Source organism: Rania fehmarnensis, from assembly GCF_056494185.1.
Window position 1 is genome coordinate 6,457,007 of sequence record NZ_CM151398.1, and the last position, 12,694, is coordinate 6,469,700.

The following is a 12,694-nucleotide window of genomic DNA, read 5'->3' on the forward strand; positions in this document are numbered from 1 at the left end:
CATTCCAAAACGCAAAATACCACTGTTCCTAATGCTACTCATTACGCAAGTTAGATTCTGCTATTGTCGCCGGGCTCTGGCAAGCCTCCCGTACCCCGAGTTCATCTAACTCTCGCAAATGCAGCAGAAGTAAGCGGTTTTAGCGACACTTTACCGCCCGGGAGTGCTCCTTGGAGTGCTGCCTGTGTGGCATAGGCTTCTAGCCTGTGTGGCATAGGCTTCTAGCCTGTGTCCGTCCTTCCTGTAAAGCTCTCTGCTAACCTACCTACAAATTACTAATCCTTTGCACATAGGCCAGAAGCTGCTCGTCACACAGGCTAGAAGCCTATGCCACACACAAACGTTCAGAATGACTCAGGCTGCGGCTGGAGGCTTCGCTTACATCAAAGCGGTGCCACATGGCACCGCACTCCAAAGTGCGAACTACTCTGACTCTACAGACACCGCTTGCTGCAGTTCTTTGATTCGGGCCGCGGACTTTTCATCGCCGGACTGTTGATAGGCCAAGATAAGCTGGCGATAGATTTGAGGCCGCAGTTTTTCAGCAGCCAAGCCTGACTTCAGTTCAATGATCGCTTCGGGCCAACGCTGTAGGGCGATCAGCGCTCGGCCGCGAGTTTCGGCAAATTGTGGCTGCCCGGGCAGTAGTTCGCTAGCCAACTCAACTACCGCCAGTGCCTGGTGGGCTGTGAAATCCGCGCGATTCAGTATCGAGAGCGCTAGGTTGTTCAAGAACGTCGGCAGCTCTGGTGAATCCGCCATGGCCAACTTCAGATGTTGTAATGCATCCGGTTTTCGGAGGGCCGTAGCATGCAACCAACCCAGCATCGAATGGGCCGCAGTCCGCTCAATGCCGCGCGAGGTTGCTTCGCGTAGTTCGCCCAAGCGTTGCTCTTCTTGCGCTTGGCACTCGGCAATCAATTCCAAGGTCGTGTACAACACCGCTGAATCTTGGGGAGCGCATTGACTGGCTCGATGGATCAGTTGCAATCTCGGCCAAAAAGTTTTGTCGCGCCCCTCGACGCGCTCCAACCGCCGAGCCCAGTGCACTAGTACTTCTCCAGCAGCTTGCTGCATGACGGGTTGGCGCGTAAGCTCAAAGCCGTCTGCCAGGCTGACCAGTGCTTCGCTTTCGCGATCCATGAGCATTAGCGCTCGAACTTGCTGCAAGCGAGCATCCACATCTTGTGGTTGTTTATCAAGACGAACCTGCAGTGCCGCGCGCGCCAACCCAGCACTGCTCTGTGCTTGATCTAGGTTGCCCATCTGTAAATGGAGCGTCGCCATATTCACATAAGCAGTGGGGTGCCATTGCGAAATCTGTTCAAGCGACTCAATCGCTTTGCCAGGCTGGCCGCGGCGAGTCCAGTACGATGCCAGTCGTTTGTTGAGTTCAACTTTGGTTTCGGCAGAACATTTTTCATTGGTGCTCAGCAAGCTAACAAACCGCTCATGTTGCTCGTCGGACCAAGTTTCACTTTCGTTCAAGCGATAATCGCGATCTGCCAGCCACAAAATTGCCGGCCCATATCCCTCGGCTGCCAAGGCCTCGCGCATATCGGTAGCCTGCTTGGTCTGGCCAAGCTGCTCTTCGATCGACGCATAACACCAGCGGTAATCGACATGCTTGGGCGCATGCTGGAGCAATGCATCCAGTGAGTCCTTGGCAAGGACATAATCTGCCTTTGCCAAGGCCACTGTCAGCTGTTCGCGGTGATATTGTTGTAAGTCCGTGCCGGGAGCAAACCACCATACAACCATCAAGGTTACAATGGCGATCACTCCCGTCCCGATGAGCAATTTCGTGCCCAGCCGAACTGGCTGTTCATATCTACTTTTTCCAGCTCCAGCTCTGAGAGACTCGGTGGAATGATATCCAGGCAAAAGTCTCTGGCCATATGCCCGCAAGCGCTGGCCCCAGGTGCGAAATTTGCGTCCCATATTTACTCACTTACATCTGTCGGGGTTCATGCACAGCATTACGACACAAGCGAGTTGCTTGTCTTCTCATCAGCACATGAGGAACGCCTCCGAGCTCTCGCACCCAGTAGTGCAACAGACCCCAAAACCGTTAGCAACATACTGGTGGGCTCTGGCACCGCAGTGATGCCTACGGGAGCCGAGAGACCAATGATGTTGCCGGGAGCGTTGATCGCCCCCAAGCTAGTTGCCACCCCGGTTGCCAGGTCGATCGAGGCCAACTCAAATCCATTTAAAATTGCGTACGCCACCCCAGTAACTCCCGAAATATCAAACGATGCTTCCGGGAAAAGAATGTTCGACAACGAAGCCACCGTGTTCAGCGTGCCTGCATTGGGAGGCAGCTGTGTCAGCAGGCTCTGCGTCGACAGATCCAGCGTATACAGCGTGGTCCCAACCGCACCTTGGATGTTGTTGGTATACGCAGCCGCCACAACTTGTGGTGGTGTACCAACGTTAGGATCACCAGCCGCAAACTGAAGATTTCCATCCACCAATGTCGCCCCTGTATCGACATTCACGCGCAGGTTCTGGCCAGCGTCGCTGACAATGCGCAAACGATCCACAGTTGGATTGAAGTCGACACCGAAGAAGCTGCCATTGACTGCCTGGTCCAATGTTGAACTCAGCGTAGCGTTACCCGAGACCCGATCGATGTTGTACAGTCGACCGGTTGTGCCGTTGACTGCAAAACCCACCAGGTTGTTATTAAACGGGCGAGCATCAATCCCGCTGAGAACATCGCCGGCCAGCAGTCCGGTGATCGCCACACTACTTGTCGTTCCGGCATTTGCTGAATCGAACGACACGATCTGGTTGCCTTGCGTTAACGCCAGCAACAATTCCGCGCGTGCCAAATTGGCAACGCTCCCTAGTGTTGTCAAAAACACTAGCAGTGAACATACCTTGAGCCGCATGAGCTTACCTTAAATGAGAGGACCAAAAAGATCCGCAGGCTTTGACACCTGCGGTTAAAAACTTGCCAGAGGCAGTTATGCATAGAAGAGCGGCACGTTGATGTTGTAGTACTCTGCTTCCAAGTACTCCAGTGCCAGAGCAAAATTCAGAATATCAATATCATTAGCCGCCGACGGGGTGGAGCTGAACGTAAGCGGTGGACCACCATTTAAGTCAGCGATGAACGGACCGGCTTGCTGCACAACTTCGTCAATCGTCAGCGCACGTTCAAACGACAGTTCCTGTCCAAAAACATTTTCGGTCATCGGACGTGACTGCAAAGAATTTAGAAAGCCAGCATGTCGAGCTTCGACCAAAGCAATCGAGGCTGCCGCGGCCAAAATGCCACCATCGAATACAGCTGGAGTTGCCCCCAGATAGGCACCGACGCCCGTGTTCTCCAGAGCGCGCGAAACGGTCAAGAACTGAAAGAGATTCGGTTGTTGCAGGTTCTGAAAATTCGGCTTGGGTCGCGCATTGGCGCCCAGCGCCGCCACCAGCGCTGCAACGTGATCGTTTTCGTGATCCCGCAATAATTGAATCTGAGCTCGCACCGTCACGGGTCCAGGCGCTTGAGCCACACCTTCGTCACTGCCCAAGACCCATGCCGCACCAGCCACTGCGCCAGTCAGCATTGCGCCTCGACTCAAAAAGTCACGTCGACCCAGTGATAAACTCGCCTGCCTTGTCCCCTCTGCAGCATTAGCGTCAACATCCTCAACACCCTCGACCGCCACTCGATTCGATGCACCATGGACTTCCATAACGTTGTCTCAGCATAAAGAGCACGAAATACCCGAACACGGCTGAGCCCAAAAGCAATCGACAGGCCTGTTAGTTTGCGCAGTCTGTAAATCTTTGGCTTTAGTTGCGATATGTATTTTTCTCGATCAATCTGGATGCTAATTTTGCAAAGTGATTAAATATTAGTTACATAAAAGCCCGGTCTGCGTGCGCGATGTGCAATCATCTTGTGCCATAGTCATTCTGAGCGGTTGTCAGTCATTCCAGGTGGTTGCATACCGACCGTCACTACGGGCGGGAGGGCGAACACGCGCGCCAGGGGAGTGACGGTCACCTCTCCATGCGCAGCATGAGGTCGAATCGAGGCTTTGCGAGATTCGGGAGGGGTCTTAGAAGTAGAGGTGATTTGCACCGCAGGGGGGCTTGCCTAGCGCAGTGCCCCCTACCGCAGACGAAGGCTGAACGCCTCGTCTGCGACCTCCCCCAGCTCTGCGCGCGACGGGGGAGGTGACGTTCGCCCCCCGGTCACGCGTTATTAGGTGCGCAGTGGCTGGATGACTTCTTCGAAACCAGAGAGGGCCCGCAGGGGGCCAAAGTAGAAATCAGTAGTCACAAGGTTCAGGTCGCTATAGCGTGCGTGCCTCATCGGGCATAATGAACTTCACCAAGTAGTCACCCAAGACTTCGTACATTAGCGTCAGCGGCTTTTGATACCGAATTCCACCTGGGTGCATCTCGACCAGCGTTTTCAAGTTTGCAATGGACAAGCGCATGTGCTCGATAGTCAATTGTTGATTGCCTAACGCATCAGCATAGGCAGCTGCAAAACGATGCGTCATCTCCTAGGAACGAACCGGTTTCGCCGTGCGAACCTGTTCGATCACCTCCCAAGCGGTCGCTCCTTTAAACGGCGGCCGACCGACCAGGAACGCTGCCACCTCGAGCGTGTCGTTACCGGCCAGTCCATAGAGCACCACTCGATCAACTGCGTCGCTGGCGTCTCCCACCTGGTAGACGCTCTCACTGCCCGTCGCCGAAAGTTTGACTCCAATACTGTTTGCGCTGAGGCGGCGAACCGATATGGCATCAGCGCCGGCTGTGGCACCACCATAAAACATGGTCACCATTCTCGTTTACCACCAACAGCGAGCTAACCAAGGTCATGTGCGTAGACTCGGCCAGCGTCACACCCTCAGTCGAACGTGCGATAGCGCGAATCAAGTAGCCTGCAGGTGAACTGACTGTCAAGTAACTATTGGTCACTAACACAGTGCCCGATCCAATAGGTCGAGTCGTCGAACTGCCTTCTCCCCAATCGAACATCAGTTGCGCATTGGCGGGCATGCCTACTCCAGCGAATTGGAAATTCACCGACTGCCCAACAGCCGCTTGACCCGGGCCCGCGATCGTAACACTCACCGACTGCGCGACCGTCACCGGAATTTGAAGAGTCAACTGGGCGCCGTCTTTATCAAAGACGCGACCGTATACGGTCTGACTACCGGTAGCGGAGAAGGTGATGGCAGCAGAACTGGACCCACTAGCTGACGCATAGAGCTTGCCAGTTCGGACATGCGCGGTGGTTCATTCTCGAAAGACCAAACCGGTCACAGTAATGTCTCCCCAAAAGGTGCGAGCACAACTTCGCTTACATTGGCTGCTCAAGCACGCTCGCTAACCGCACCACTTCGTTCCAAACACTGGCAATGCTGCGCATAGCCAGTGCCACCCTAAGGCCTTTGTATTTCGATAGTTAAAAGCTGTACGATCTCTTTCGCAGTAGGGGTGAGCCTCGGTTCCTTCTTCGTCGCCGGCCTTAGACTCGGTTTTCGGTCGGCATCCGTCAGGCCGAATAGATAGACAGTCAGACAAGCCATTGGTCATCAAGCGACCATGGGAAAAACGGTACGGTGGGCTTCGACGGCAGCCTTCCAGATTGCATGCGCGGACCCCCTTACGTTAAATCCTTCGAAACACTGCCCATTCGGGACACCCAAAATCGCAAAATTCAAAAAATAATTGTTTAAAGCTAGTCTGGAGGCAGGCCACATCCATACTCCAATTGTCTCTCAATTTCTTGGCTGCAACTTGTTCAGGCCGCGATACAATGTTTACCATGGAAGACGAACTTCAACTTTTCGCCCAGGCTCGGTCTGGCGATCGACAATCGCTCGCCCAACTCATCGAGCTATATCGTCCGCGGCTGAAGCGCCTGACTGCGATGCGGCTCGATCGACGCGTTTGGCAACGAGTCGATGATAGCGATGTCGTGCAAGAAGTCTTTATCCGTTTGGATGCATCCAAAGAACCACATTCAGCCGAAGAGGACGCGACACTAGCAGCGCTACCACCCTTTTTATGGTTACGACGCATCACGCTGTGGACGCTAGGCGATCTCCAGAGAAAACACTTGGGTGTAAAGCAGCGCGATCCACGTCGCGAAATTCAAATCGGCGATATGTTCACCACCAGTAGCGTCGACCTGGCCCGCTTGTTGATCGGCTCCGATATCGAGCCGCTCAGTGCGATGGTTGGCGAAGAACTATCACATGAGCTGAAAACGATCCTGGAAGAGTTGGAACCGATCGATCGCGAGATCATCATGCTGCGACATGTCGAACAACTGACGCGCAGTGAAACTGCACTACTGTTGAATATATCGGTAGCGGCAGCGGCCAAACGTTATACGCGGGCTTTGACGCGAATCCGTGAACGTATGGGAAGCTGGCAATCGTAAGTGTCAGGAACCGTCGCGTATGCCAGCGAATGCAAAGCTGTATTTTGGGACAACCTGTATGAATGACGATGTATCAGAAGATACCATCGAACATATTGATGCGCTAATCGAGCAGTACGTGCAGGGCAGGCGGGCAGGTACAGTCGCCTCGATGGATGAATTCATCGCCGCCCATCCCGAAGTCGCCGAACAACTGCGTGAACTGCTACCCGCCGTGGCCTCGCTCGAGCCCAGCTTGGATCGCTACAATCTACCGTCCATTCCGAACTACGATATTGAGTGTGAATTGGGTAGAGGCGGGATGGGTGTCGTCTATCGTGCCTATCATAAGGTGCTCGGCCGTCCAGTTGCCCTGAAGCTCCTCTCGCCGCACCTGGTTTCCAGTTCGAAAGCCTGCTTGCGATTCCAGCGCGAAGCACAAGCTTCAGCGCGTTTGCACCATACCAACATTGTCTCGGTGTACGAATCAGGCCAGCATCAAGGGCGCTGGTTCATCTCGATGCAGCTCATCGACGGCGAGGACCTGGCCAAGCGCATCGAGCAAGTGCGCCTCGAGAGCACTTCTCAAGGCGACGTCGATCTCAGTCGCCACTTGCGCTCTGTAGTACAATTAGGGATCAGCATCGCTCGCGCCTTGCAATACGCGCATCAGCAACAGATCCTGCATCGCGATATCAAGCCCTCGAATATTTTAATTGATGCCCAGAATGTGGCTTGGCTGAGCGACTTTGGCCTGGCCTCGATCAGCGATGGCCAGTTGACGCAATCCGAAGACCTGGTCGGTACGCTGCGATACCTGGCGCCCGAGCGATTGCATGGCGAGTGTGTCGCCCAATCCGACTTGTATTCGTTGGGTTTGACGTTGTACGAATACATCACCTTAGAGCCAGCCTTCAAGTCCTTGAGCCGCACCGAATTGCTCTCCAAAGATCGTCGTCTGATCAGCTTGAGCGCGGTGGCTCCGAGCGTACCGCGTGATTTGGCGACGATCATCGACAAGACTTTAGCCAGTTCGCCATCGGCCCGTTATTCATCTGCGGAAGACCTCGCCCGCGACTTGGAGAACTTTCGTGATTGCCTGCCGATCACAGCTCGTCCGGTCTCATCGATAGAACGCTTGTGGATGTGGAGCAAACGCAATCCGACTTTGGCCGCCACGGTGTTAACGCTCAACTGTGTGCTATTGCTGGCCGCAGTAGTCTCACTATTTGTGGCTGAGAGCTTTCGCAAGCTAAGCATCGAAGCGATCGAAGCGCGACGCGAAGCCATCGGCAGGAAGAGCGAAGCCGAGGTGAGTGCCCAGCGTGCGCAGGAACTGGCCGACGAGGCTCAGCGCAACGCCGACTCAGCCCGGCAGGTCGCCGACTACTTCACTTCCATGATCCAAGGGGCGGATCCCGCTACGGCCTTCACTGGCTTCAAGCCGCTTTCCCACGCCATTGACAAAAACACGACCGCCTTTGAGTGGGTGCGACGTTCCGCGGAACAGATCGACCGCGCGAACTTGCAGAACTCACCACTGGTCGAGGCTCAACTAAAGGATACGCTCGGTATCGCTTTAACAGGCCAAATGTACTTGGACGAAGCTCGACCGTTGCTGACGAAAGCACTCAAGCTACGTACTGAACATCTTCCCCCATACCATCCAGATATTGCAATCAGTCTGCAGCACTTAGGCAGCTACTGTTATTTCGCCAGTGATATTCAACAATCGGTCGAGTATTACCAGCGGGCTTTGGATACACGCCAAAAGTATCTCGCCGAACTCCAATCGCAAAATCCAGCGGCCGCCGAAGAAGAATTGAAGACTGCCCGGCTGGAAGTCTCGCGGTCTCAAGCGATCTTAGGTTTTGCCTGGGCATACTTGATGCGCCATCGCAGTCCACGAGCTGAGCAATTGCTGCAGCAGAGCCTCGAGAGCCGCGTTGCCTTGCTGGGTAAAGATCACGAGGAGGTCGCATATTGCCGACTGGCGCTGGCATCTATCTATGCGCGCGGTTTGGTCGTCGATCAGGCCATGGAGCAAGTTCAGGAGGCCGAGCGGATTCTCATCCTTACCAAAAGCGATCGCCGCTTGATGCAAGTATTTTCACTGTATGCACAAGGCACCGCGCTCCAGTCGATGAAGTTAACGAGCGTGGCGACCGAGCGCTTCATGCAGGCCGAGCGACTCCTCAGCGAAGTGTTGGGACCTCATCATCCACTGGCTGTGTTTGCACGCAGCGAAACTGCCGGTGCGTTGGAACGCAGCGGCAAGCAGGCCGAAGCCGAAGCCATTTATCGCCAGGTCATCGAAGAAAACAGCCGCACCAGTTCTAAACAACCCTACCTTGGTACCAGCTGGGACACTCTGGCCATCTGCTTGCGCTCGCAAGACAAATACGATGAAGCGATCCAAGCGTTTCAAAAAGCTCTGGAGATCTACCAGCAGTGCGATCTATCCAAACCCAACATTCTGCCCGCGATGGTCAAGACGCGGCTGGCGGAATGCTATTGCGTGCGAGGATACATTGAACAGTCATTTGACACCATGCGCGACGCAGCTGATGAACTGGCGCTGCTGCCCAAAGAGATCGTGGGTATCGAGCTGCCACGCGCATTGTCCCTGATGGCTTATTTGACTCTTTGGCACCAGGTGGATCGCTTTCCTGAAGTCATTGAACGCGTGGTGCGCGCCGGCGTCGACGAGACAGCTCCCGAGATCCTGTACGAACTCATGCACGCCGGCACGCGCGGTCCCTGCACTCCTGTGCAGGCTCAAGCGTTGCTCGCCATGAACGATCGCTGGCAAGCTGTAACGACCAGCGAGTACGACCAGGCCGAAGCCAATCACTACCGCGCGCGAATCCTATGGATGCTCAAGCGTCCCGATGAAGCACTCGAGTTGTTCAGCCAACCCCATCCCCACGCGCGCCGCCGATACCATGCTCAACTGTTTTCCAGTGTTTGCTGGCTGCAGAAAGGGGACCCCCAGCGCTGCGTGCAACTCTATCTCGAAACCGTCAATAGCCTCATCGACCGCATACCACTAAAGAACAGCCGCCCGCTGCGCGACATGATTGGCTCAGACCTGCTCAGGCCGCTGCCTGAGAGTGAACCAACCGATATCATTCAGTATCCCTGGGACCAATCCGCCTACGCCGAGTACCTCTACCGCGTCATCGACGCCGACCTCAAACGCCAAGGTCTAACCTGGGAAAACCTAAGCCGAGTGCATTTCAAAACACAGCACCGAGACGATGCGAAAATCTTGCGGGCCGAGCGGCTCAATTAAGTGGGGTATGAGGCCGCCGAAGAAGATCATCGTACTACCGACGGGCAGTCGCACTCGGGCTGCGCCCTGGCTGGGCGTCGCTCGTACTGTGGAAAGCAATTCGTGTTGGCGATTGGGGTAGAGCCGCGTCGTGCCTCCGGAACTGTTGGGTGCATATCGATCCAGCAAACAGGTAATCACAGACACGTCGCACATCTCGACGTCGCGATGCACCGAGAGAAAATCTCCGGGACGGTAGTAGGTGAAAGTACCGACTTTGCCGGTCGGCTGCACCGCCACACCACACAGCTCGGTCAGCAATCGACTGGTACAAGCACACTGAAAAAAATCAGTCTGTTCATCGCCACCCGGGGCGCTGACAAATCGTCTCGCTGGACTACCCCCGCGAACTTCTTCCACATCATGCGTGCTTACGTTGCTTTCCACGGCACCCACCAGACATTGTCGAGCTTCGCTGAGCAACCGCCCGCAGCGCTCAGGGCTGACCAAGGACGAGTGAATGATGCAGCCGCCGGCCCGCATGAGCGCGGAGTGCCGAACGGTCTCGGGCACCCTGGACAACGAACTCGTTAAACTTGCCAAAGCTGTCACAGTTGTTCACTCAAAGGAAGATATTCTGGTGGGTCCAAAATCAGGTGGGGGCGAAAAAGTAATGCTGATCACTTGCGATCGAATCGTGGCCGGAATTTTGTCTTTGGGCAGCTGGAGACCGCTGCCGCAAAATTTCGGACCGCCATCTTTCTCTTCGATCTGGCACTTGAAAACGGATTCAAACAGACTGACTGGTCCCTCAATAGAAAAGCTATTGCCAATACATGGCCCAGTTTTGAAACCTTTGTCTTGTAGGACCCGGCTCGTCTCCGTCACCGCCTGGCTGGATGGTTCATACTCGTGAACATTTTGTGACGTGATCTGCGTGTGAGCATCAAAGCGTTTGCCGCTGGCGGCAATCAGGATAACTTGAGCTGACGTGTCGCGATCTTTTTTCATTGCGCGTTCCAAGTTAGAGGACTTGTGCCATGTCCTGCTGTTCACGCGGCGACGCGGTGGTCACCAACGAGATCGTCTTGGCCGAGGTTGGATTCGCCAACTGCTTTGCCAATTGCAGCTTGGGAACTGTCACGGCCAGGCTGAGCCAGTTCGCACCGCCGTTGAGCATCAGCTTTTCTGACGACAAGCGATTCAAAAAGCCTTCAAGCTCACGCTGGCTGATAATCACGTCGGGGAATTTATCGCAGAGCATACGATGAATCGCAGCGACCGTGTGAACTTCATCACAGTAATCGTACACCGCCGCCTCCACCGACTGCAAACGAAAGCTCCGCGTAGATTGCCAGCGCGAATCGATTACTAACAGGCTGCCATCCGATTGGTGCGACGCTTGCAAGTTGCCTTGTGGCCCTGCTAAGCGCCACTTGTCCATGGCCTGTATCAATGGCTGAGCGTATTGCCTGGGCTGCCGACCATCTTGGTAGTCGAAATCAAAGTGATACGCGATTTTCATCAAGGACTGTGGTGAAACCCGATACAGAAACGCGTAAGGCTGCATGGGCCGAACGTTCGTCAGTCCATATGCCGCCGCCCTTTCGAAATAAGGACTGAATCGATCCATGCGAATTTGACCACACGCACCCGGTGGTTGGAGAAATGCAATCCCATCCACCATGCTCAGCATGTCGTCATAGTCGGCTGGGGTTTCACCGGGAAAACCGTAAAGCAAGTTCCATTCTACGCGAATGCCATACTCTCTACACCATTTCAAGAGCTGAATGTTTCTCAAACCAGTAGTGCCTTTGCCCATGAGCGTCAGCACATGATCGCTTAAACTCTCGATGCCAGGCTGGATGCGCGTCACCCCAGCGGCGTGTAGGGCAGCGACGTGTTTGCGCGTCAGGTTGGCTTTCACTTCATAGAAGATCTGCCATTCCCGATTTTCCTGGGCCAGGGCCGGTATCAAGTCCGAAAAATATTTCATATCCAGAATGTTATCGACCACTTCCAAGTGTTCGGTCTGCCAGGCGTCAGCCAGATACTTGATTTCACTTAGAGCCCGCGGACCGCTTTTGCTACGAAACGACATCGAAGCGCCGTTCAAACCGCAGAAGGTACAGTGCGACTTGTCACCCCACCAACATCCGCGCGATGTCTCAACCAACACCGTCGGCAAGCTGGACACCGACGCGCTGCTCAAGTTCCACTGTTGAAAATAGTCTGCAAAGTCTGGGATCGGCAATCCATCCATATCGCGAATCGGCTCGGATCGCCCGGTTGTGCGAGTCTGTCCCGCATTGCGGTACACGACGCCATTCGGTAGCTTGTCCGGCGCCAGTTGGCCCGATTGAATCTGAGCCACTAGTGCGGGAAAACTGTCGTCCGCCTCGCCAGAACAGACATAATCGACAAACGCAAACTGTCGATGCAACTCTTCCCCCATCTCACCTTCCCAATTTGCTCCACCAAACACGATGGCTTTATCGGGATAGTGGGCTTTGACTTGCTTGGCCAAAGCCAGCGAAGCAATATTCTGCTCGAAGGTCGAAGTGAAGCCTACGATGGAATACTCCTGCCAAGGAATACTAGCCAGGCAGTGATCGATCAATTGACGGGCTGTTTGACGGATCCTGAGCAATCGCGAAACCGACTGACTATCGAAATGCCACAAGCCCTGCAGTACATCGCGCACATACTCCGCATCAGAGGAAGGATTGGAGCCGTATAAACATTCGGTGAAGCACCAATCGCCCGCAAAGGCGATATACGGTATTTCCGACGAGACCCACCGATACTCGTCAGCACCAACCATGTCAGCGAAGGTAAAGGACGGGTAAAGCACATCACAAGTTGTGCCCCTGCGCTGCAACTGGGCTTTGAGGTAGCTCAAACCGAGGCTGGGTCGGTCCATACTGCCCATGGGCATGCTGAGCAGCAGGACTTTTCCCGCGTTTTGGTCGCGTGCCTTGGTGGCACGCGGACCGTTTTGACGATTGCGAATCTTGGCCATG

11 protein-coding genes are annotated in these 12,694 nt (G+C 54.7%); 2 read left to right on the top strand and 9 right to left on the bottom strand.

Annotation, left to right across the window (positions count from 1 at the left end):
- Positions 1–423: 423 nt before the first annotated feature.
- From SH573x_RS22120 to SH573x_RS22145, 6 genes are all read right to left on the bottom strand, one after another.
- Positions 424–1,941, bottom strand: coding sequence for a tetratricopeptide repeat protein (locus tag SH573x_RS22120; protein ID WP_479349972.1), 1,518 nt, complete (start codon positions 1,939–1,941; stop codon positions 424–426).
- 38 nt (positions 1,942–1,979) lie between these two features.
- Positions 1,980–2,897, bottom strand: coding sequence for a DUF4394 domain-containing protein (locus SH573x_RS22125; protein WP_479349973.1), 918 nt, complete (start codon positions 2,895–2,897; stop codon positions 1,980–1,982).
- 75 nt (positions 2,898–2,972) lie between these two features.
- Complete coding sequence (locus tag SH573x_RS22130; protein ID WP_479349974.1) at positions 2,973–3,572, bottom strand: ferritin-like domain-containing protein; 600 nt, start codon at positions 3,570–3,572, stop codon at positions 2,973–2,975.
- A 735-nt stretch (positions 3,573–4,307) separates the two neighbouring features.
- Positions 4,308–4,520: a hypothetical protein gene (locus SH573x_RS22135; RefSeq protein ID WP_479349975.1), complete on the bottom strand. Its 213-nt coding sequence runs from the start codon at positions 4,518–4,520 to the stop codon at positions 4,308–4,310.
- A gap of 3 nt (positions 4,521–4,523) precedes the next feature.
- Positions 4,524–4,808, bottom strand: a complete 285-nt coding sequence (locus SH573x_RS22140; RefSeq protein ID WP_479349976.1) for a hypothetical protein — start codon at positions 4,806–4,808, stop codon at positions 4,524–4,526.
- Entirely contained in the window at positions 4,768–5,025 is a 258-nt protein-coding gene (locus SH573x_RS22145; RefSeq protein ID WP_479349977.1) for a hypothetical protein, read from the bottom strand. Before SH573x_RS22145 ends, SH573x_RS22140 begins: the two co-directional genes overlap by 41 nt.
- Before the next feature lie 772 nt (positions 5,026–5,797).
- Here SH573x_RS22145 and SH573x_RS22150 point away from each other — a divergent pair.
- Positions 5,798–6,418 (top strand): sigma-70 family RNA polymerase sigma factor, encoded by a 621-nt coding sequence (locus SH573x_RS22150; protein WP_479349978.1) that lies wholly within the window; start codon positions 5,798–5,800, stop codon positions 6,416–6,418.
- 19 nt (positions 6,419–6,437) lie between these two features.
- Positions 6,438–9,692 carry a serine/threonine-protein kinase gene (locus SH573x_RS22155; RefSeq protein ID WP_479349979.1) on the top strand — a complete coding sequence of 1,085 codons (3,255 nt, stop codon included), beginning with the start codon at positions 6,438–6,440 and terminating at the stop codon, positions 9,690–9,692.
- On the opposite strand, the gene SH573x_RS22160 is transcribed toward SH573x_RS22155, so the two are convergent.
- From SH573x_RS22160 to SH573x_RS22170, 3 genes are read right to left on the bottom strand one after another with little or no spacing between them, the layout of a single operon-like run.
- Positions 9,621–10,283 carry a hypothetical protein gene (locus tag SH573x_RS22160; RefSeq protein ID WP_479349980.1) on the bottom strand — a complete coding sequence of 221 codons (663 nt, stop codon included), beginning with the start codon at positions 10,281–10,283 and terminating at the stop codon, positions 9,621–9,623. The genes SH573x_RS22155 and SH573x_RS22160 overlap by 72 nt on opposite strands.
- A gap of 6 nt (positions 10,284–10,289) precedes the next feature.
- On the bottom strand, positions 10,290–10,682 hold the full coding sequence (locus tag SH573x_RS22165; RefSeq protein ID WP_479349981.1) for a hypothetical protein: 393 nt from the start codon (positions 10,680–10,682) through the stop codon (positions 10,290–10,292).
- A gap of 13 nt (positions 10,683–10,695) precedes the next feature.
- Positions 10,696–12,693 carry a RiPP maturation radical SAM C-methyltransferase gene (locus SH573x_RS22170; RefSeq protein WP_479349982.1) on the bottom strand — a complete coding sequence of 666 codons (1,998 nt, stop codon included), beginning with the start codon at positions 12,691–12,693 and terminating at the stop codon, positions 10,696–10,698.
- Between the last annotated feature and the right edge of the window lies 1 nt (position 12,694).

Excerpts from the sequence above, each read along its gene's own strand:
- SH573x_RS22135 (WP_479349975.1), bottom strand. The coding sequence starts at position 4,520 with ATGACGCATCGTTTTGCAGCTGCCTATGCTGATGCGTTAGGCAATCAA.
- SH573x_RS22125 (WP_479349973.1), bottom strand. The coding sequence starts at position 2,897 with ATGCGGCTCAAGGTATGTTCACTGCTAGTGTTTTTGACAACACTAGGG.
- SH573x_RS22170 (WP_479349982.1), bottom strand. The coding sequence starts at position 12,693 with ATGGCCAAGATTCGCAATCGTCAAAACGGTCCGCGTGCCACCAAGGCA.
- SH573x_RS22155 (WP_479349979.1), top strand. The coding sequence starts at position 6,438 with ATGCCAGCGAATGCAAAGCTGTATTTTGGGACAACCTGTATGAATGAC.
- SH573x_RS22145 (WP_479349977.1), bottom strand. The coding sequence starts at position 5,025 with ATGCCCGCCAATGCGCAACTGATGTTCGATTGGGGAGAAGGCAGTTCG.
- SH573x_RS22130 (WP_479349974.1), bottom strand. The coding sequence starts at position 3,572 with ATGCTGACTGGCGCAGTGGCTGGTGCGGCATGGGTCTTGGGCAGTGAC.
- SH573x_RS22140 (WP_479349976.1), bottom strand. The coding sequence starts at position 4,808 with ATGGTGACCATGTTTTATGGTGGTGCCACAGCCGGCGCTGATGCCATA.
- SH573x_RS22120 (WP_479349972.1), bottom strand. The coding sequence starts at position 1,941 with ATGGGACGCAAATTTCGCACCTGGGGCCAGCGCTTGCGGGCATATGGC.
- SH573x_RS22165 (WP_479349981.1), bottom strand. The coding sequence starts at position 10,682 with ATGAAAAAAGATCGCGACACGTCAGCTCAAGTTATCCTGATTGCCGCC.
- SH573x_RS22150 (WP_479349978.1), top strand. The coding sequence starts at position 5,798 with ATGGAAGACGAACTTCAACTTTTCGCCCAGGCTCGGTCTGGCGATCGA.